16 protein-coding genes are annotated in these 20,829 nt (G+C 50.4%); 12 read left to right on the top strand and 4 right to left on the bottom strand.

What is annotated here, in order from left to right; all coding sequences use genetic code 11:
* Positions 1 to 14: 14 nt before the first annotated feature.
* The 6 genes from ACFVU8_RS28325 to ACFVU8_RS28300 all read left to right on the top strand — a co-directional run bounded on the left by ACFVU8_RS28325 (position 15) and on the right by ACFVU8_RS28300 (position 8,206).
* Entirely contained in the window at positions 15 to 905 is an 891-nt protein-coding gene (locus tag ACFVU8_RS28325) for a methyltransferase domain-containing protein (protein ID WP_387431895.1), read from the top strand.
* Positions 906 to 1,345: 440 nt separating this feature from the next.
* Positions 1,346 to 2,425: a bifunctional 3-deoxy-7-phosphoheptulonate synthase/chorismate mutase gene (locus ACFVU8_RS28320; RefSeq protein WP_387431893.1), complete on the top strand. Its 1,080-nt coding sequence runs from the start codon at positions 1,346 to 1,348 to the stop codon at positions 2,423 to 2,425.
* A gap of 223 nt (positions 2,426 to 2,648) precedes the next feature.
* On the top strand, positions 2,649 to 4,100 hold the full coding sequence (locus ACFVU8_RS28315) for a SulP family inorganic anion transporter (RefSeq protein WP_387431891.1): 1,452 nt from the start codon (positions 2,649 to 2,651) through the stop codon (positions 4,098 to 4,100).
* A gap of 181 nt (positions 4,101 to 4,281) precedes the next feature.
* Positions 4,282 to 5,124, top strand: a complete 843-nt coding sequence (locus tag ACFVU8_RS28310) for a prohibitin family protein (RefSeq protein WP_379469043.1) — start codon at positions 4,282 to 4,284, stop codon at positions 5,122 to 5,124.
* A gap of 435 nt (positions 5,125 to 5,559) precedes the next feature.
* Positions 5,560 to 6,852, top strand: a complete 1,293-nt coding sequence (locus ACFVU8_RS28305; RefSeq protein ID WP_379469045.1) for a homocysteine synthase — start codon at positions 5,560 to 5,562, stop codon at positions 6,850 to 6,852.
* 292 nt (positions 6,853 to 7,144) lie between these two features.
* Complete coding sequence (locus ACFVU8_RS28300; RefSeq protein WP_387431889.1) at positions 7,145 to 8,206, top strand: hypothetical protein; 1,062 nt, start codon at positions 7,145 to 7,147, stop codon at positions 8,204 to 8,206.
* A 948-nt stretch (positions 8,207 to 9,154) separates the two neighbouring features.
* On the opposite strand, the gene ACFVU8_RS28295 is transcribed toward ACFVU8_RS28300, so the two are convergent.
* The gene (locus tag ACFVU8_RS28295) at positions 9,155 to 9,490 is read right to left on the bottom strand and encodes a hypothetical protein (protein ID WP_387431887.1); all 336 of its coding nucleotides are present in this window, start codon (positions 9,488 to 9,490) and stop codon (positions 9,155 to 9,157) included.
* A gap of 78 nt (positions 9,491 to 9,568) precedes the next feature.
* On the opposite strand from ACFVU8_RS28295, the gene ACFVU8_RS28290 reads away from it, so the two are divergent.
* The 3 genes from ACFVU8_RS28290 (at position 9,569) to ACFVU8_RS28280 (ending at position 13,031) form a co-directional block, all read left to right on the top strand.
* Positions 9,569 to 11,533 (top strand): heavy metal translocating P-type ATPase, encoded by a 1,965-nt coding sequence (locus ACFVU8_RS28290; RefSeq protein WP_387431885.1) that lies wholly within the window; start codon positions 9,569 to 9,571, stop codon positions 11,531 to 11,533.
* Between the two features lie 226 nt (positions 11,534 to 11,759).
* Positions 11,760 to 12,701, top strand: coding sequence for a thioredoxin-disulfide reductase (trxB, locus tag ACFVU8_RS28285; protein WP_387431883.1), 942 nt, complete (start codon positions 11,760 to 11,762; stop codon positions 12,699 to 12,701).
* A 96-nt stretch (positions 12,702 to 12,797) separates the two neighbouring features.
* Positions 12,798 to 13,031 carry a glutaredoxin family protein gene (locus ACFVU8_RS28280; RefSeq protein WP_066365963.1) on the top strand — a complete coding sequence of 78 codons (234 nt, stop codon included), beginning with the start codon at positions 12,798 to 12,800 and terminating at the stop codon, positions 13,029 to 13,031.
* Between the two features lie 146 nt (positions 13,032 to 13,177).
* Here the strand turns inward: ACFVU8_RS28280 and ACFVU8_RS28275 are convergent, their stop codons facing one another.
* Together ACFVU8_RS28275 and ACFVU8_RS28270 are read right to left on the bottom strand one after the other, a co-directional pair.
* A complete protein-coding gene (locus ACFVU8_RS28275; protein ID WP_066365961.1) occupies positions 13,178 to 13,372 on the bottom strand; it encodes a hypothetical protein in 195 nt (64 codons plus the stop codon).
* Positions 13,373 to 13,568: 196 nt separating this feature from the next.
* Positions 13,569 to 14,729 carry an ROK family protein gene (locus ACFVU8_RS28270; protein WP_387431880.1) on the bottom strand — a complete coding sequence of 387 codons (1,161 nt, stop codon included), beginning with the start codon at positions 14,727 to 14,729 and terminating at the stop codon, positions 13,569 to 13,571.
* A gap of 255 nt (positions 14,730 to 14,984) precedes the next feature.
* On the opposite strand from ACFVU8_RS28270, the gene xylA reads away from it, so the two are divergent.
* Positions 14,985 to 16,301 (top strand): xylose isomerase, encoded by a 1,317-nt coding sequence (xylA, locus tag ACFVU8_RS28265; protein WP_387431878.1) that lies wholly within the window; start codon positions 14,985 to 14,987, stop codon positions 16,299 to 16,301.
* Between the two features lie 258 nt (positions 16,302 to 16,559).
* Positions 16,560 to 18,056, top strand: coding sequence for a xylulokinase (gene xylB, locus ACFVU8_RS28260; RefSeq protein ID WP_387432022.1), 1,497 nt, complete (start codon positions 16,560 to 16,562; stop codon positions 18,054 to 18,056).
* A gap of 834 nt (positions 18,057 to 18,890) precedes the next feature.
* On the opposite strand, the gene ACFVU8_RS28255 is transcribed toward xylB, so the two are convergent.
* Positions 18,891 to 19,223, bottom strand: a complete 333-nt coding sequence (locus tag ACFVU8_RS28255) for a DUF3139 domain-containing protein (protein WP_387431875.1) — start codon at positions 19,221 to 19,223, stop codon at positions 18,891 to 18,893.
* Positions 19,224 to 19,551: 328 nt separating this feature from the next.
* Here ACFVU8_RS28255 and ACFVU8_RS28250 point away from each other — a divergent pair, with 328 nt between their 5' ends.
* The gene (locus ACFVU8_RS28250; protein ID WP_387431873.1) at positions 19,552 to 20,691 is read left to right on the top strand and encodes a transglutaminase domain-containing protein; all 1,140 of its coding nucleotides are present in this window, start codon (positions 19,552 to 19,554) and stop codon (positions 20,689 to 20,691) included.
* The last annotated feature ends 138 nt before the right edge of the window (positions 20,692 to 20,829 follow it).

Below are 20,829 nucleotides of genomic sequence, written 5' to 3'. Positions count from 1 at the left end.
AAGAAATGTGAGGAATGATCATAAATTATTTTTTTGATGCAGCTAACTGGGAAAAAGCGTGGAAAGACGATTCTCTTTTAAAGAAAATGAAGAAGGCGGGAGTCGATCCCACGAGATCATTTGACCATAAGGCCAAGACTTTCAACGAACAATCGTTTAGCGAAGAGGGAAGAAAACGAACCAAACGGATCATGAACTGGCTTGAAGGGCAAGGGGTCCAATTCGAAAATGCCTCCGTTCTGGATATTGGCGCCGCATCTGGAGTGTTCTCGGTGCCGTTTGCGGAGAGAGGGGCTCATGTAACTGCCGTAGAGACCTCTCCCCCGCAGGTCGAATTGTTGAAAGAAAACATCTCGAAGTTCGCCGAAGATCAGGTAAAGATTGTGCCCGAGCCTTTTGAAAATATTGATGTGCAGACCAAAGGCTGGAGCGAGGCCTTCGATCTCGTCTTCGTCTCAATGTGCCCGGTCATTCACAATTGGGATAGTGTGGAAAAGATGCTCCAATGCGCTCGAAAGTTCTGTTATATCAGTATGCCGGCTAGTCCTCCAGATCACAGTCTAGTAAATGAAATCTGGCCGCTCGTCACCGGTCAGCCGTTTCATACGAAACATATGGAAATGGGATATTTGCTGCATCTGCTGTTTCTTAAAGGTCATGCATACGAATCGTTAATTACGCGGGAAATGAAAACGACGGAAGTCACCAGGGAAGCGGCGTTGCAGGAAGCACTGACTTGGCTCCGTAATCACCGCCTGCCTGTAGATGAACGGAATCGAAACATTATTGCTGACTATTTGGAGCAAGCCTATCCCTCCGGCAAAGTGGTCATCCATGAGGGTGGACGTTTTGGCAAAGTACTAATTCGATTGCAGGATCAGAACATGTATACGAAAGAGAATTGAGTGAAGCGACAAAGCGTTAAATGAACCACTTGCATCCGTCTTGATTTTTGATTAAGATTGCAGCAACCAGTATATAAATGTACTGATATACAGGCAAGGACAATGACGAAGAGAGTAAGCGCAAGAAGCGGATCTTAACAGGGAAGGTGTGCCGGAGACTGAGAGCACCCTCATGAGACGGCCTGCGCTGAAGTTCACTTCCGAGTCGGCCCCTGAAGTGTTTTGCCAATCGGCACAAGCATGAGTAGGGTGGCCCGCGCCCCGCGTTACCGGGTGAAAGACAGAATGTTCTTTCGCGGCAGAAGCAACCGCCAGGTTTCTTTGGAAATGCCGATTACCGGAGGTCATTCTAAATTAGGGTGGTACCACGGCTCCTCGTCCCTTGCGACGGGGGCCTTTTTTGCGTTCCAAATATATGATGAAGAAGAGGAGTGGAAGGTATGAGTAATGTGGAATTGGATGAGCTGAGAGAGCGTCTGGATGGAATTAACGGTCAATTGTTAGAGCTGATTTCCGATCGGGCAAAGATTGTTCAGGAGATTGGTACTTTGAAGGAAAAGCAGGGCGTGCCGAAGTTCGATCCCGAGCGGGAGAAACAAATGCTGGAGAAGCTGGTAGCGAGCAATAAGGGACCGTTTACCGACAGTACGATCCGCAGCTTGTTCAAGCAAATATTCTCAGCCTCCCTTGATCTGCAATCAGCAGAACATAAGAAGACCCTTCTGGTCAGCCGGAAAAGCCAGCAGGAGGATACAGTCATTACTCTTCCTGGAGGTGTAACTGTGGGCGGTTTGTCTTCCTTGATGGTGGCCGGACCTTGTTCGGTAGAAAGCGAGCTTCAGACCCGTACCGTAGCGGCAGCCTTACAAAAAGCCGGAATCCGCGTTATGCGCGGCGGAGCTTTCAAGCCTCGGACCTCTCCGTATGATTTCCAGGGCCTTGGCATGGATGGCTTGCGGATTCTGCGTGAAGCGGCAGACGAATACGGCCTGCTGACGATCAGCGAGATTGTAGACCCGGCCCATCTGGAGCCAGCGCTGGATTACGTGGATATTATTCAGATTGGTGCCCGCAATATGCAGAACTTCGAGCTGTTGAAGGCGGCAGGGGAGCTGAATAAGCCGGTGCTGCTGAAGCGTGGACTTGCAGCGACCATGGAAGAATTCCTGCATGCAGCCGAATACATCATGTCTCGTGGCAACACGCAGGTCATGCTGATTGAACGCGGCATCCGCACATACGAGAAATGGACCCGTAACACATTAGATATTTCAGCTGTGCCGATCTTGAAGCAGGAGAGCCATTTGCCGGTGCTGGTGGACGTCACCCACTCCACAGGACGTAAGGACATTCTGGTGCCTTGTGCCAAGGCCGCACTCGCTGCTGGTGCCGACGGCATTATGGTTGAGGTGCACCCCGACCCGGCCACAGCATTGTCCGATGCGGCGCAGCAGCTGAACATTGATGAGTTCAATACGTTCTTCGATCAAGTGAAGGCTTCGGGCCTGTACAAACAATAAATTATTTAGATCAATTTATGTAACGCCATTAAATATATTGAATTTGAAATAAATCGGCAGAATACGGGAGAAAAGGAGAGGTATAAGCGCTTACAAGGTAGCGATGACTTTTTGTGAAGGTGACGGGTAGTCGGGTACAATAAGCAGCATCAGCGTTGCACCGGACCCGGACTTATAGGATAAGTCCTAAATACCCTTAACATCATAGGAGGATCACAGAAACTTGAAGCAGCTTACATTGAATAATGGGTGGTTCTCCAACACCCGCAGCGATATTCTTTCCGGAATGACGGTAGCCGTTGCGCTCATTCCGGAAGCGATCGCTTTCTCCATTCTGGCGGGAGTCAGTCCGATGGTGGGACTGTACGCTTCCGTTTGCATTGCAATGATTACAGCATTTGCGGGAGGAAGACCCGGCATGATCTCGGCAGCCACGGGAGCGATGGCGCTTCTGGTTGGCACGTTGGTGGCACAGTACGGGATCGAGTACCTGTTCGCTGCCACCGTATTAACAGGTCTGATCCAGATTTTGATGGGTACCCTGAAGCTGGGGCGGTTCATTACTTTCGTGCCACAGCCGGTGATGACCGGATTTGTAAATGCTTTGGCGATTCTAGTTTTTATGGCCCAACTCACGCATTTCAAAGGACAAGGCTGGATCATGTACGGTCTGGTAGCTCTGACATTGGTTATTATCTATGTGGTACCAAAGTTCACCAAAGTCATTCCTTCCGCTTTATTTGCAATTATCGCCGTTTCGGTCCTCAGCATCTCACTGCATTTAGATGTGAAAACCGTAGGGGATATGGGCAATATTACGGCGGCACTGCCGTTATTTCATATTCCGCAGGCGCCTTTTACACTGGATACGTTGCTGATTATATTGCCCTACTCCCTTTCGCTCGCGGTTGTTGGCTTACTTGAATCGCTAATGACGGCAACGCTGATCGATGACATTACCGGCACTGGCAGCGACAAGAACCGGGAAGCGAAAGGCCAGGGGCTGGCGAATGTCGTAACCGGATTTTTCGGTGGTATGGCAGGCTGCGCGATGATCGGTCAATCCATGGTTAACATGAAGTCCGGCGGGCGCACTCGCCTGTCCACGTTCGTATCAGGTATCTTCTTATTGTTCCTGATTCTCGTTCTCGGGGATGTCGTCAAGCAGATTCCGATGGCTGCACTCGTCGGTGTAATGTTTATGGTCTCGATCAGCACGTTTGAGTGGGGTGCACTCAAGACATTGGCCCGCGTACCTGTAAGCGATGCGCTGGTGATGATTGTAACCGTGGTAACGGTTGTAGCTACGGACAATTTATCCATAGGCGTGTTGTTCGGTGTATTGCTTAGTGCCTTGTCATTTGCCTGGAAAATCGCCTCGATCCGTGTTACCGTTCAGGAAGCCTCTTCTTCCAGAACCTATAGGGTATCCGGTCAATTATTCTTTGGCACAACAAGTCATTTCGTTCAGCAGTTTCAATATGAAACCGACCCGGCGGAGATCATCATCGACTTCTCACATTCCCATGTCTGGGACCAGTCGGCAGTGAGTGCAATTGCGAAGATCATCGGCAAATATGCTCAGCATGACAAGAAGGTTATCATCACAGGACTGAATGAAGAAAGCTCACGCCTGCTTAAGCGGGTTGGCCTATCCTTATCCGGTGGTCATTAGACCTATATGAACAACCAGGTGTTGATATTTTCAGACCTGAATGAAACAGCTCTTTCCTTGGAGGAAAAGGCTGTTTTTGTTGAAATCCAATTTATTGAAACTGATCGGTTACGACCACCGTATAGAGGGTTAAGCCAGCAGCTGGGCTACCGGCTGCTCATGATAAGCAGGAGGAGATTAAATGAATGTGGAGTTGAACCCAAAGACAAAGCAGTTCCACCCTGGCAAACTAATTGGTGGTATTGTCGCTGTACTGGTTGTAGCTGTGCTTGGAACTAATGCATACGCTTCGGTGGAATATGGTCATGTCGGTTTGTACAAAACCTTCGGGAAGCTAAATGATAATACCTTGGCGCCGGGTATTCATTTTAAAATTCCGTTTATCCAAACTGTCATTCAGGTCAATACACAAGTCACCAAATCCGAGACCGATACCTCTGCGTCTTCCAAAGACCTGCAGCCGGTATCAACTCATGTGGCGGTCAACTATTCGGTGAACAAAGCTTCGGTCTTTCACCTGATGAACAATATCGGGGGTAATTATGATACGGTCATCATCAGTCCGGCCATTCAGGAGATTGTCAAAGAAGTCACTGCCAAATATCCTGCCGAGGATCTGATCACACGCCGTGATGTGGTGTCCGGGGAGGTTAGCGACCAGCTCAAGACCCGTTTGGCCAAATACGATCTGATCGTTAATGATATTAACATTGTTAACTTTAAATTCTCCGACGCTTTCAATCAGTCAATAGAAGCTAAGCAGGTCGCCCAGCAGCAGGCGCTCAAGGCCGAGAATGATCTGCGGCGGATCGAGATTGAGGCAAAGCAGAAAGTAGCTCAGGCACAGGCCGAAGCAGAATCGCTGCGGCTCAAGAAGCAGGAGGTTACTCCTGAACTGGTGCAGCTGAAGCAGATTGAGGTACAGGAGAAGGCGCTCGATAAATGGAATGGTGTCCTGCCTACCGTGACAGGAGGGGCTACCCCGTTCGTGGATGTTCAAGCTCTCACACAACAGAATCCGTAGAGCATCTGAATCCGATCGCGATAGATTAAATGGAAGGTTGTCCTGCATGCCTGGGAGGGGGCGGGGACAGCCTTTTCTGTTATCTATGAATTTAAGGGGGAAATCCTCCTCTAACATAAAGGTTGGACAAGCACTGCAGCCTGTTGTAACATGTATTCAACCTCTTTAGTAATTATCTGCCATACAGGCCCGAGGTTCTCCTGTCAGCAGGACTTCTATAACCGGTTCATGATAACGGTTTCTTTTAGGTGGAAATTTATATTTTGTCCACACGTTTATGCCTTTGGAAGGAATAAGGGGATATTATTATAAAATTCGATAATTCACACCGGAATAATAAGATTTTTTTCTTTTCAAATGACAAGGTTTGTGAGAAAATAAGTCCAACCAATTATTTGAATTCATTACTTTTTAAATTATAAGGAGGAAATACCTATGTCAGAAGAACGCAAGCAGTCCTTTGAAACGTTGGCCGTTCATGCCGGCCAAGAGATCGATCCAACTACTTTGTCCCGTGCCGTACCGCTCTACCAGACAACCTCTTACGGCTTTCGCGATACGGAGCATGCTGCGAACCTGTTCGCACTGAAAGAGTTCGGCAACATCTATACCCGTATCATGAACCCGACCACTGATGTATTTGAGCAGCGGATTGCGGCGCTTGAAGGCGGAGCAGGCGCGCTGGCGACAGCTTCTGGCTCGGCGGCTATTTCCTTCTCCATCTTGAACATTGCAGGCGCGGGAGATGAGATTGTCTCTTCTGCCAGTCTTTACGGCGGTACATATAATTTGTTCTCAACCACCCTTCCGAAGCTGGGCATTAAGGTGCATTTTGTGGATTCGGATAACCCGGAGAACTTCCGCAGTGCGATTAATGACAAGACTAAAGCTATCTTTGCGGAGACCATTGGTAATCCACAGGGGAATGTCCTGGATATCGAAGCGGTTGCGGCGATTGCCCATGAACACGGTCTTCCGCTGATCGTTGACAACACCTTCCCGAGCCCGTATCTGTTGCGCCCAATTGAACATGGTGCGGATATCGTGGTTCATTCCGCTACCAAGTTTATCGGTGGTCACGGTACATCTATCGGTGGCGTCATTGTAGATGGCGGTAAGTTCGATTGGAAGGCTAGCGGCAGATTCCCGGGCCTGACCGAGCCGGACCCAAGCTACCATGGTGTAGTCTATACGGAAGCCGTAGGTCCAATCGCTTATATCATCAAGGCGCGCGTTCAATTGCTGCGTGATTTGGGAGCATCGATCTCGCCGTTTAACTCTTGGTTGCTCTTGCAGGGTCTGGAGACTTTGCACCTGCGTCTGGAACGCCATAGTCAAAATGCACTGAAGGTGGCACAGTATCTGGAAGCCCATGATGCGGTAGAATGGGTCAGCTACGCTGGTCTGCCGAGCCATCCTTCCTACGAGCTGGCGCAGAAGTATCTGCCGAAGGGCCAAGGTGCCATTCTTACGTTTGGGATCAAGGGCGGCAGCGATGCTGGACGCAAAGTGATCGAGAACGTGAAGCTGTTCTCACACTTGGCGAATGTCGGTGATTCCAAGTCGCTGATTATCCATCCGGCCAGCACCACGCACCAGCAGTTGTCTGATGAGGAGCAAGCTTCGGCAGGAGTAACACCTGAACTGCTTCGTTTGTCGATTGGTACTGAATCTATTGACGATATTCTATATGATCTGGAACAGGCTATCGCTGCAAGTCAGCAGTAATCCTCTTCCATCAAGCATCCTGTGCTACTTGGTTATCAGCCTTTCTTCCAAGCAGCTGGCAGTCTTCGCCCCGGTTCCCGGAGTGAAGACTGCCAGCTCTTCTCGAAGAAGGAAGATTCTTCGTAGTCCGGATGCTTTTTTTGGTTTTGTCCGCTCCGGGTGGATTTGGCAACGCTTGCATATTTCCAGCTGCATTCCAGTATTTATAAGTGAAGCATGAAACTGCCGGTAATCCGGAAGTTGTCCCGTGAGGAGCCGGCAGGAATCAAAAGCTGAAAAGGTGGGTGCGGAAATGAAGGGTGAACGTCAGCAGCAGGATCAAATCCAAAAGAATGAGGAGCGCCCGTTAATGAATAGTGCAGATGAGCAGGTTCGAGAAGCGGACCTGACTCCAAAGGGTTCCGCAGTTCCATCACCTGCAGAACCTGAAGTAAGCAGTGTGCGCAGAGAAGCGGCGTTGCCGCTGAACCGCACGTATTTCAAGCGTACCGGCTTGCAGCCCTCTTTTCTGGTGCTGCGTGACGGTCGGAACGACCGCCCGGCCCCGCGTCCGGAGGGCGGGGCCATACCTGCAGGGCCTTGCCTGATCCGCAGCGAGGAATGGCTGCAGGGCCCGGAGCTGGCCAGCCTATATGACAGCTGGCTGGCTAGTGAGGATGGTCCTGCTGCGGATCGTGCGCTCCAGCGCATCTATTATCGGCTGCGGGCCGAAGCCGCCGAGCTGCTGGAGTCTCCGGACGGCGACTGGGCCGTCGTCACCCTGTTGTCCCCGCCGGAGCTTGCGGGACGGCGGTCCCGGCTGGCTGCGCTTCAGGATGCGCAGCTGGAAGCGCTGTTCGCTGCGGTGGCGGAGCGGCAGCGCCAGGGCGGCGAATGCCGCCTGGATCTGCTGGCGCCATCACCCGCCAGCGCGGCCGAATTCGCGGCACAGCGCGAATTCATCGAGGAAGTGGCCGATCAGACACTCGGCCACGCTTTTGCGGCGGCCTGCCGCATCGGGGCGCTAATCGCCCCCGATGCCGAGCGTGCCGCCGCCGGGGAAATCGCGCGTATCGCCGATTTCCTTGTGCTTGACGGCGCGGCGGGCGAAGCCGCGCCGGAAGAGGACGCCGCGCAAGACTTCGTCGCCGCGGCGGGCCAGGTCCTGGCCGCCGTGCGCCGCGTGCGGCCGGCGGCTGTGGTGTTCGCCGCCGGAGCTGCGGCGGCGCCGGCCTTGGCCGATCTGTATGAGATCGGCCTCAGCGGGATCTTTTGCAGCGCCGGTCAGCGGACCGAGGCGCTGCTGCGGGCGGCCTGCCTGACGTGGATCGCGCGGCAGGAGAACATGGATACAGCTGCCGGAGGCGGGCTGTAGCAGAGCAAGAGCAGGTCCGGGCACCGTGGACCTGCTTTTTTTGCGTTCAATAGTACAATAACGCCTACATAAAAATAGGCGCATCTAAAGTAGAACGCATTAAAAAAACAAACATAGCCAAGAAATAAGAGTGCCTACATAAGAAGAAGCATCGACGTGTAATTAACGGCATTTTTGTACCTTAAATCCTCCGCAGCTAAGGGTTATTGGAGATTAAGTGCAATATTGTACCTTAAATCTTCCACAATCCCCCATCCAGCGTGCTTTTTCGAAAAATAAGGTACAAAAATGCCCTTATTTAACTATTTTAGCTATATTAAAGAAAAATAAGGTACAAAAATGCCGTTAGTTGGGGAGATGCCCTCTCTTTTCACTATTAAGAGGACTTAAGACTACTTAAGACAACTGATGAAGGGGAGAATACTGCGTCTGGTGGTTGAAATCTGTCGATAGCCTATGACCCGGTGCTAGCTCTCCCATGGAAAGCTTCCAGGCGAGCGCTTTGCGCCTACAGCTACACTTCCACGTTTGCTCACGTTCGCTTACCTTCGCTTTTTGTGAATTTCTTTTGTTAGGCTTATCTAGCGCTTTACATATTGAGTGGAAAGGAGTATTATGACCTTAAGTTGCACCGAGGAAATATATTTGCACTTTTGCAACAATGATTATCGTTCTCAATGGTGCTCTCATCACGGCTTATGGCAGAATGACAACCTGAATACAATTTCATATTCTTTTTAACATGCTGTCCCGGCTAAGCCGGGGCAGCATGTGTCATTTTAGGGGTCATAAGAATGGCTCTCATTCTCAGTGAGAGGCAGGCGTAAGCTCCCGAAGCAAGTTTTGCTGCGAAGGGAAATCCAGAAGTACAGCTCCACAGAACTAAGCATACGCTCCCGAAGCGAGTTTTGCTGCGAAGGGAACACCAGGAAGTACAGCTCCACAAAACTAAGCATACGCTCCCGAAGCCAGTTTTGTTGCGAAGGAACACAGGAAGTACATCTCCACAAAACTAAGCATACGCTCCCGAAGCAAGTTTTGCTGCGAAGGGAACACCAGGAAGTACATCTCCACAAAACTAAGCATACGCTCCTGAAGCAAGTTTTGTTGTGAAGGGAACACCAGGAAGTACAGCTCCACAGAACTAAGCATACGCTCCCGAAGCGAGTATTGCTGCGAAGGGAAGTCCAAGAAGCACAGCTCCACAAAACTAAGCATATGCTCCCGAAGCAAGTTTTGCTGCGAAGGGAACACCAGAAAGTACAGCTCCACAAAACTAAGCATATGCTCCCGAAGCAAGTTTTGTTGCGAAGGGACACAGGAAGCTTATGCTTCACAAAACTTTACAGGAAGGTGATTACTATGCAAGCAACTAAACATTTACCCCGCGAAGGGGCTTTATCTCGAGGTGCAAAGCCACCCGGTGCACCACAGCCCCGGAGGTTCGATCCCCGGGCCATACTGAGCAACACAGAAATGCAAGCTGCGCTGGGCAGCGGGCTGATCATGCTGCTGGCTTGGGCAGTAGGCGGCTGGTCTCAGATTCTGTCCATTGTTCTTTACGTAATCTCATATACTCTCGGCGGCTGGATTAAGGCCAAGGAGGGCGTGGAGACACTGATCAAGGAACGCGACCTCGACGTCAACTTGCTGATGATTGCTGCGGCGCTGGGTGCTGCAACCATTGGATACTGGAATGAAGGGGCGATGCTGATCTTTATCTTCGCCCTAAGTGGCGCGCTGGAGAGCTATACGATGGAGCGCAGCAAAAAGGACATTTCCTCACTCATGGCCTTGAAGCCAGCCACTGCGGTACGGATTGAGCAGGGCGCTATGAACGAGGTGGATATTGAGCAGCTTTCCATTGGCGATCTGCTGCTGGTTCGCCCTGGTGAACTGATCCCTGCCGACGGTCTGGTCTGCCGGGGGGAATCGGCTGTCGATCAATCCTCTATTACAGGAGAGTCACTGCCTGTAGAGAAGTCTTCCGGACATGAAGTGTTTGCCGGTACGGTAAACGGGGAAGGCCCGCTGTATATTGAAGTGACCAAAGCTGCGGGGAACACTCTTTTTGCCAGAATCATCAAAATGGTAGAAGAAGCCGAGACCGAAGTGCCGGACTCGCAGCGTTTCATTAAACGTCTGGAGGCGGTGTATGCCCGGGTGGTTGTAGGAACAACCCTGGTTCTGATGCTGGCTCCTCCGTTTTTGCTTGATTGGAGCTGGAGCGATACTTTTTACAAGGCTATGGTGTTCCTGGTTGTGGCTTCACCATGTGCATTGGTATCCTCTATTATGCCTGCAATGCTGTCGGCCATTTCCAAAAGCGCACGCAAAGGTATCCTGTTCAAGGGCGGACTACATTTGGAGAATATGGCCCGGACCGCTGTTGTTGCTTTTGACAAGACGGGGACATTGACCGAAGGCGTGCCACAGGTGACGGATTTCATTGCTGCAGAGGGATATGACGAGCGAGAACTGCTGATGGTTAGTGCCTCGATCGAGAATATGTCCCGCCATCCGTTGGCGGAGGCGATTGTTCGCAAGGCGGAGGAAGCAGGATTGGTGCTGCGGAGTGTACAGGATAGTAAATCCTTGACGGGATGGGGCATTGAAGGGACAGTTGACGGAAAAAGCTGGCGAATCGGCAAGTCCAATCTGTTGGATGAGCTGTCTTCATCCCCGGCCAGCGCTGATATGGAAGCATGGATGTCTGCACGCCGCGGGCTAGAGGGCGAAGGCAAGACGGTGTCGCTAATTATGGACGGGGAGCAGATCGCGGGAATGATCGCATTGCAGGATTCCTTGCGTCCACAAGCGGAGGCAGCGGTTCAGAAGTTGCAACAGCTTGGGATCAAAGTGGCGATGCTCACTGGAGACCGGGCCGCTACGGCTGAGGCTATCGGGGCGAAGACGGGAGTGGACCTGATTTTTGCGGATCTGCTGCCAGAGGATAAAGTGGCTCATGTTAAGGCATTACGTGAACAATACGGACATGTGGTCATGGTCGGTGATGGTGTGAATGATGCGCCTGCACTGGCAACGGCAACGGTGGGTCTTGGGATGGGCATGAAGGGCAGCGGGGCTGCGCTGGAGATTGCCGATGTCGTTCTGATGAACGATAATATCGAAGAGATTGCATCGACAATTGCTTTGGCCCGGCGTTCACAGCGCATTGTGAAGCAGAACATGATTTTTGCTGTAACGGTAATCGCCACACTGGTTATCAGCAACTTGATTCAGGGCATCGCCCTTCCGCTCGGCGTCGTGGGCCATGAAGGCAGCACCATTCTGGTTATTCTGAACGGACTGCGGTTGCTGCGCTGATGGTGGCATTTGGCATTTGGCCCTAAATTGAACTTGTAAAAATAACATAGAAGCGCCTTGTTCAGCCTATTAATTTCTAGAAATTGAATTGTTCACAAAATAGTCCGCGAGGGAGGAGTCTGGCATATTGACAGATTCCTTTTCTTTTATCATAATAAGTACTACATTATAATTATTTTAAATAAGAACTGACGCTAATGCCGTCCGTCATAAGGAGGATATAGTCATGTATAAATCTATTATCGTGGGTACTGGACCTGCCGGATTGACTGCTGCAATTTATCTGGCCCGTGCCAACCTGAACCCACTGGTTATCGAAGGACCGCAACCGGGCGGACAATTAACTACAACTACTGAAGTAGAGAACTTCCCGGGATTCCCGGAAGGAATTATGGGTCCGGATCTTATGGACAATATGCGTAAGCAGGCTGAACGTTTCGGTGCAGAATTCCGCACTGGATGGGTGAACAGCGTGGAACTGGGCGAGCGTCCATTCAAGCTGAACGTGGAAGGTATGGGCGTTCTGGAGACGGATACCCTGATTCTGTCCACTGGTGCAACAGCCAAATACCTCGGCATTCCTGGAGAACAGGATAATGTTGGACGCGGCGTGAGCACATGCGCTACTTGCGACGGATTCTTTTTCCGTGGTAAAGAGATCGTGGTTGTCGGCGGCGGTGACTCCGCGCTGGAGGAAGCTGGCTTCCTGACCCGTTTTGCCTCGAAAGTAACTTTGGTGCATCGCCGGAATGAGCTGCGTGCCTCCAAAATCATGCAGGACCGTGTCCGCGCTAACGCTAAAGTAGAGTGGGCTTTGAACCGTAATCCGCTGGAAGTAACCTCTGGTGACAATGGCGTGAACGGATTGAAAGTTCTGAACAATGAGACCGGACAAGAAGAGATCATCGAAGCTAGCGGCGTGTTCGTGGCGATTGGCCACCACCCCAATACAGCATTCCTCGGCGGACAGATTACTACGGATAGCAACGGCTATATCGTGACTAATCCTGGTACTTCCGAAACAAACATCCCGGGCGTATTCGCTTGCGGCGATGTGCAGGATACTCGCTACAGACAAGCCATTACAGCAGCGGGCAGTGGTTGTATGGCAGCTATGGATGCTGAGAAATACATCGAGAGTCTGGAGCACAGCGCAGTAATTCTGTAACTTGGTACATTACGCACTGCGGTGCTACAATAGATGATGTTATATTTGCTACAAAAGAGGGCTGTCGCCCCATATTGAACAGGAGGAGATCATACGATGGAAAACGTAATTGTGTACACATCCACCAACTGTCCGCATTGCCGTCAGGTAAAAAGCTTCCTCGGCGAGAAAGGCATTTCCTATGAGGAGCGCAACATCGAGCAGAATGATGATTTTGCTCAGCAGGTCTGGGATATGGGGATGAGAGCCGTGCCTGTAACTGTAATTGGCGATTTCAAAATCGTAGGCATGAACAAGCTCCAATTTGACAAGGCCTTGGCAACTTTATAATAGATGGGCCATTTGGCCGGAGAAAAAGCCGCTTCCGTTATGGAGGCGGCTTTTTTGCGGGCAATGAAACGCTAGTTGATGGAGCAGACGCAGCATATTTCTTTACCCTATTAAAAGTTAATGGGCTTCATTAATTCTTCTAGTTGTTAGACCAAAACCATAATCATCTGAAAAACCACGTATACGGCAACACCGCTGCCGATCAGCATGAATCCGGATTTTTTTCTGGACTGGAACAGGCGCAACACACCGAGACTGACTAAAGGCGCGATAATGAGCAAAAATAGCAGTACAGTGATGAACATTTGTGCCGAGATATCAGACGTATCCACATAGGTCATAGACGCTCTCTCCATTTCAGAAAAAAGGGTGATGGTGATAAATATCACACCGCGTACCCTTCATTATATAGGATTGAAGTTGTTTTTACTGCACCTGAGACCAAAAAAAATAGGCGATTTTACGTCATTTTACAGCTGTGATTTTCGTTTCGGATGCCGTTCGCGCTTCTTGCCTGAAAAGGTAGCAAAGGATCTCCTACAGCGTTACACGTGTGTCTCCGAGAAAATGCATGACAGCGGCAAAAGCGGCGCCAATCATGGCTCCACGGCTGCCCAGCTCAGAGAATACAATCTGGAGCTGCTGCTTGTGATAAGGCAGTGTTCGCTCCGCTACTACACGTTGCAACGGCTCGATCAGCCAGTCACGGGCCACAGATAATGTTCCCCCGATAACAATAAGCTCCGGGTTGAAGCTGTTGATTACGTTGGTCAATCCAATGCCCAGCGCTTCGCCCATGACATTGAAATGGCGTAGCGCATCTTCCTGGCCGATCTCCGCGTACCGGACCAGCTCCGGTGTAGTTCGCGCCGGGAGGTGGAGATCAGGCTGATCATAGGTTTTCTCCGAAGCATATAATTCCCAGCAGCCGCGATTGCCGCAGCTGCACGGCTGACCGTCCGCCTCGATGGACATATGTCCAGTCTCCCCGGCATAGCCCCGTGCGCCCTTGTACAGCTCGCCGCCGATAATAATCCCGGACCCGATCCCCGCTCCGGCACTGATATAGAGCAGGTGCCGGATATCCCGTGCTACGCCGAAGTTCAGCTCTCCTTGTGCGCCTGCATTGGCTTCATTGTCGACAGTGACCGGAACGCCAAACTCCTCCTCCAGCAAATCCCGCAGCTCTACCATTTCCCAACCCAGGTTGGGTGCAAACAGGACTACGCCATTCTCGTCAACCATACCGGGGACTCCGGTGCCGATGCCTACGATCCCGTAAGGAGTGTCGGGCGCTTTGGCGATCAGGCTGGCGATCATCCCCTTCATCTCGCCAAGCACATGCGGCAGATGGTGGTTGTCCAAGGGGGTATGAATCTCTGCCAGGATTCCTCCACCCAGATCACAGAGCACCGCCGTGATCTGTTTGACACCCAGCTCAATACCAACAACGCTGCCAGCCATGCTGTTGAAGTGCAGGATCAGCGGCTTGCGGCCGCCGCTGGAAATCCCCGGTCCGGCTTCCGTAACTAGCTGCTCGTTGCACAGCTCTGCTACCAGATTGGATACGGTCGCTTTATTGAGCCCGGTCATTTCCGAGACCTTGGCCCGGGAGATGGGGGAATGCTTGCGAATGGTATGGAGTACAATCGATTTATTTATCTTTTTGACCAACGCCTGGTCACCGGTTACCTTCACGAATCACACTTCCTTCTTAAGAACGTTCCCACGAATAACATGCCATTTAGTCTAAAACGATAGTCAGCAAAATGCAACTTCCACCACTTACCCCCGGGTAAGGGAAGCGATAAATGTAGTTCGAAAGGTTAGCATAGGGTGGGAGAAGCAGCAAAATAAAAACTTTGTTTAACCAATATACAAAGTCTGAAAGGTGTGTTAATATGATGCTGTAAACGCTTGCGGGCGAGCATAATTGATGAGGAGGATTACACAATGGCCTATTTTGAAACCGTGAATAAGATCACCTATGAAGGCAGCCGTTCCACCAACCCTTATGCATTCAAATTCTATAATCCTGAGGAAATCGTAGCCGGCAAAACGATGGAGGAGCACCTGCGGTTTGCCATGGCATATTGGCACACATTGACTGCTGGAGGTTCCGATCCGTTCGGTGCAGAGACTGCTGTGCGGAGCTGGGACAAATTGAACGGTCTGGATAAAGCGAAGGCACGGGTAGAGGCAGCATTTGAATTTTTGGAGAAAATGAACCTGCCGTACTTCTGTTTCCACGATGTGGACATCGCACCGGAAGGGTCTTCCTTGCGGGAATTCTATAGCAATCTGGATATCATTGTAGAGCGGATCGAGCAGGGCATGAAGACTTCTGGCAAAAAGCTGCTCTGGAACACAGCCAATATGTTCACCAACCCGCGTTATATGCACGGCGCAGGTTCTACCTGCAACGCAGATGTTTTTGCACATGCAGCGGCCCAAGTGAAAAAGGGGCTTGAGATCGGCAAGCGGCTCGGGGCTGAGAACTATGTCTTCTGGGGCGGACGTGAAGGCTACGAGACGTTGCTAAATACAGACCTCGGTCTTGAATTGGATAATATTGCGCGCCTGTTCGGTCTGGCTGTCGATTATGCCAAAGAGATCGGCTTTGACGCCCAGTTCCTGATTGAACCTAAGCCGAAGGAGCCTACCAAGCATCAATATGATTACGATGCGGCGACGAGTATTTCTTTCTTGCAGAAATATGGCCTCGACAAGCATTTCAAACTCAACCTGGAAGCTAATCACGCTACACTGGCTGGACATACCTTCGAGCATGAGCTGCGCGTAGCCCGCGTCAATGGCATGTTGGGATCGCTGGACGCGAACCAAGGGGATACCTTGCTGGGCTGGGATACCGATGAATTCCCGGTTAATATTTATGACGCTACGCTGACTTTATATGAGGTATTGAAAAATGGTGGCTTGGGCCGTGGCGGTATTAATTTTGATGCGAAGGTCCGCCGTCCTTCCTTCGAGCCGGAGGATCTGTTCCTGGCACATATTGCCGGTATGGACACGTATGCCAAGGGGCTGAAGGTAGCCGCCAAGCTGATCGAGGACCGCGTGTTTGATGACTTTATCGACAAGCGTTATAGTAGCTTTAAGGAAGGCGTCGGCGCTGATATTATTTCGGGCAAAGCTACTTTGGCTTCGCTGGCGGAATACGCGCTGAACAATGAGAACCCGCGTCGCAACGAGTCGGGCCGTCAGGAACTGCTTAAGGCGACCCTGAACCAATATATTTTGGCGGAGTAGGCAGTACGGACAAAGCTGAGCTGGGGAGTCTTGAACTTGTCTTGTAAGGTAAATGGTGTCCTTCTGGTAGAAGGTAGCCATAAGCACGGATAAGTTTGGGTAAAAAGGTGCAGATGTAACCGGAGCTGCATTTCATGACACAGGTTGCACAAGCTAGATCGCAACGGAGGTTGCTGAAGAGGGCATTCTTCGGCAGCCTCTTTTTATACCGTACTCTGGAAGAATAGACTTGCCTAACAGCAAACTAGGGGGATTATGATGAGATATGTAATTGGTGTCGACCTCGGGACCAGCGCAGTCAAGACCGTTCTGGTCAACCCGCAGGGGACGGTGGTTTGTGAGCATTCGGAAGCTTACCCGCTAAGCCGGCCCGAACCCGGCTGGAGTGAGCAGAATCCCGAGGATTGGGTGCAGGGGACGTTTAGTAGTCTACGCCGGTTAATAGAGAAGTCGGGGATAGACCCTTCTGCGGTAGATGGGCTTAGCTTCTCGGGACAAATGCATGGCCTGGTTCTGGTGGATGCTACAGGTCAGGTACTACGTCCGGCCATTCTGTGGAATGATACCCGGACTACGGCCGAGTGCCGTAAGATTGAAGCAACGCTGGGCGCGAAGCTGACCGAGATTGCGAGAAACCGCGCGTTGGAAGGTTTTACTCTGCCGAAGCTGCTCTGGGTACAGAGCCATGAACCGGAGGTGCTGTCACAGGCCAGCCTATTCTTGCTGCCGAAGGACTATGTGCGGTACCGGCTGACGGGAAATTATGCGATGGACTATTCCGACGCCGCCGGAACGCTTCTGCTGGATGTGGGAGCTAAAGAATGGAGCGCCGACATCGCCGGAGCCTTCGGTCTGCCGTTGTCGCTTTGTCCTGAACTGGTCGAATCCTTCGACCTGACCGGCACTTTGCTGCCCGGGAGTGCTGCAGCCTGCGGACTTCTGCCCTCCACGAAAGTATTTGCCGGAGGCGCGGACAATGCCTGTGGTGCATTAGGGGCAGGCGTTCTGGGTGAGGGCAAGACCATGTGCAGCATCGGGACCTCCGGGGTTGTTCTCTCCTATGAGAGCAACAAGGATTTGAACTTGGAGGGCAAGGTACATTTCTTCAACCATGGGGAGAAGGATGCCTACTACATTATGGGCGTCACTCTTGCGGCGGGTCACAGCCTTACTTGGTTCAAGGAAACTTTTGCCGCGGACCAAAGCTTCGACGAATTGCTGCAAGGGATAGCCTCCATACCGGCAGGAAGCGGGGGGCTGCTGTTCACGCCTTACCTTGTCGGAGAACGGACTCCGCATCCTGATGCGACCATTCGAGGCAGCTTTATCGGAATGGATTCCGGTCATACGCTGGATCATTTTACGCGTGCAGTGCTTGAAGGTATTACCTTCTCGCTGCGCGAGTCCATTGAGATTGTCCGGGAGTCTGGTAAAGTAATTACCGAGGTTATTGCAATTGGCGGTGGAGCGAAGAATGAGACATGGCTGCAAATGCAGGCAGACATCTTCGGTGCCGATATCGTGAAGCTGGAGAGCGAGCAAGGTCCGGCGATGGGGGCAGCAATGCTGGCTGCTTACGGCAGCGGCTGGTTCGCTTCACTTGCTGAATGTGCTGATGCCTTCATCCGCCGGGCAGAGGTGTATACGCCACAGCCGCAGCAAGTCGAAACGTATGACGGGTTGTTCAGCCTCTATCAGGAAGTGTACGGGCAGACCCGCGAGCTAAACCGCAGCCTGGCTGCATATCGGAAATAATAAGATCTAACAGGTAAAATAAAACGGCTATAAAAAGGCCAATCAGTAAACAGTTACTAACTAGATTTTGAGTTAATAAGAATGACAGTTAGTATTTTAAGTAGTTTATGTCGCTCTAGTTGACCAAATAAAACGAAGAGAATGTCCTAGTAGCCACAGGCAGAGGGACATTCTCTTTTTGCATGATCCGCCCTAATGGGATGAACCGTGGTGGTTGATGATTGATGGTTGATGATTGATGATTGATGATTGATGGTTGGTGGGCGGTGATTGGTGGTTTGTGGTTGGTTGTTGGTGAGTTGATGATTAGGGTTGGTGGCTTCTACGTCGTGGCTGGTAACGCATCATTCGTAGCTCGAAATCGGCAGTTCGCAATTTAGATCTTATTTCCGAAGTGTAATTAACGGCATTTTTGTACCTTAAATTGTCAGTATTCAAAGGGAGGTGGAAAATAAGTGCAATATTGTACGTTAATTTTCCACAAATAACCTATCAGCGTACTTTTTACGAAAATAAGATACAATAATGCCGCTATTTCACTTATTTATCTCTATTTTAGAAATATAAGGTACAAAAATGCTCTTAATTGAGGAGGTAGAGGAAATAGAAGAGGTAGAGGGAAATAGAGGAGATAGAGGAGATAGAGCTATTTTTATTGACGGAATGGCACTTGGACCTACCCTTGCCTTGAAGTAGATGTATGTTAGCACTTGGCGCTGACGCTCCGCGAACAAACACCTTGGGATTTCGGTATTCTTGTTAAGCGGTATAGACAAGGTGACGCCCCTGATCGACTGGCTTTCGCTTGCAACAATCGACGGAAGCACTTTGTACTTAATAAAATGTTTCATCCATATGTTTTCCATGCAAATTTGAGGTCCCAATGAGCAGGAAAGTGCCTGCTTTTTTTTCATAAACATAATTCACATTAGGCTCATCCTTATATCGTACCTCTGCTTGATAATCACCTGATTTAAAGCTATATACGCCTCTGATCTCCTGAATATCCTCCGTGGAATAAGCTCTTGTATGAATGAGGTATGCCTTTACTTCATTAGCCGCCTCGCTTTTCTTTTGTGGAAGTCCGGTCAGTGAGACATAGACAGTAGCACAGATAAGAATCATTAACGTGAGGGAGAACACCTGAATCCATTTCCTTCTGCCCAAGAGACACCTCCAACTTATATAAGGAATTAGAATATTATAGTAACTATACCACGTACACAACGTTGCTGTTCATCTCCTGATCGACGGTGCAATCCATGCGATTGAGGACAAGACCAACTAGTCTAAAACTATCTGCTTGATCCTTTGAACGCTTAAGTTGATAATGAGAAGCAAGGGTTGAATAATCCTTTGTGCACATCGTGAAGATTGCAGTCGTGGAAACGGAGTTTCCGGCATTTAATATATAATCAGGCTATTGAATTGCGTACGTGCTCTATTTAAAATTAAAGGTATGCAAGTAATGAGGCGCGGGAGGCAGAAAAATAGTATGAGGAAGATTCGTTTTACATTGGGAAAGGCTGTTCTCGGCGGGATCATCATTGCTGCAGCCATACCTCCGGCGATTTATTGGGGCTGGGATTATGCCTACGCGGCTGACAAGCCTGCTGCGCTTGGGTCGATAGCTCAAATGGCCGAGAGACTAACGGGCGCAATGAACAATCGGAGAGAGACCATTACGTTTACTTACGAAGGCAAGACCTCTAATCTGAAAAATGGGATACAAACTGCGCTTGATCAGGCGATGGGCAGCGATCCTTACCTATATTATATTGTGGACAGCTACGGCTTTACCTACCGGGGAAGCAGCCATTCCGCTAATGTTACCGTACAGGTCAAATACCGTGAAACCTTGCAGCAGACCGCATATGTCAATAAACAGGTGGCAGCTGTGCTTAAGGAGATCATCAAACCGGGAATGAACAATCATGAGAAGGTGAAGGCGATCCATGACTGGGTGGTGCTGTACCTGAAATATGATACCTCCTACACCCGTTATACCGCCTATGAAGCGCTTCAGAACCGTAGTGCAGTTTGCCAGGGCTATTCGTTACTTACCTACAAGCTGCTAAAAGGGGCTGGTATCCCCAATAAAATTGTAGAGGGGACCGCTAAACCGGAGGGAGGATCCACCCTGTCGCATGCCTGGAATCTGGTCCAGCTTGATGGACATTGGTACCACCTGGACACCACCTGGGATGATCCGACACCCGATCAGGCCGGTGTGGCTAGCCACAACTATTATATGAGGACGGATGCACAGATGCGTCGCGACCATACCTGGACCAAGCCTTATCCGGCAGCAACTAAGGGATACCACAAGACGCTTGCGGAGCTGGTTAGTCAGGGCGGACCGAAAGTCGCTGTATACGAAAAACTGCAGCAAGAGCTTCACTATGAACTGTATGATGAAGGACGAATCATCCGTTCGGTATCCGATCTGAAGTCGCTGGCTGAGAAGGCAGTAGCAACCGGGGAGCAATCGTTGTTGTTCCGTTACCGGGGCAGTTCCAAGTCGCTTACAAATGATCTTCAAGTGCTGTATGCGTTGGGATTGAGCGATCCTTCTTACACTAGCAGCAAGTTCGACAATACCGGTGATCTTAGAGTGTATGTGGTTTGGAAGTAGCCTTGTATAAGAAATAGACCCTCGTCGGTATTGGTCACAGAATCATTTAGAAATGGACAGGGCCATGAAGAAGAGTGGGGTAGTTCTGAAGTATTTCGTCATTGTTAAAAGAAAAGTGCATATGTATTTAGCTACAAA

The organism is Paenibacillus sp. NPDC058177 (assembly GCF_042883835.1).
GTDB classification, from domain to species: domain Bacteria; phylum Bacillota; class Bacilli; order Paenibacillales; family Paenibacillaceae; genus Paenibacillus_AQ; species Paenibacillus_AQ agri.
This window is presented reverse-complemented; position numbering and strand designations above follow the sequence as displayed.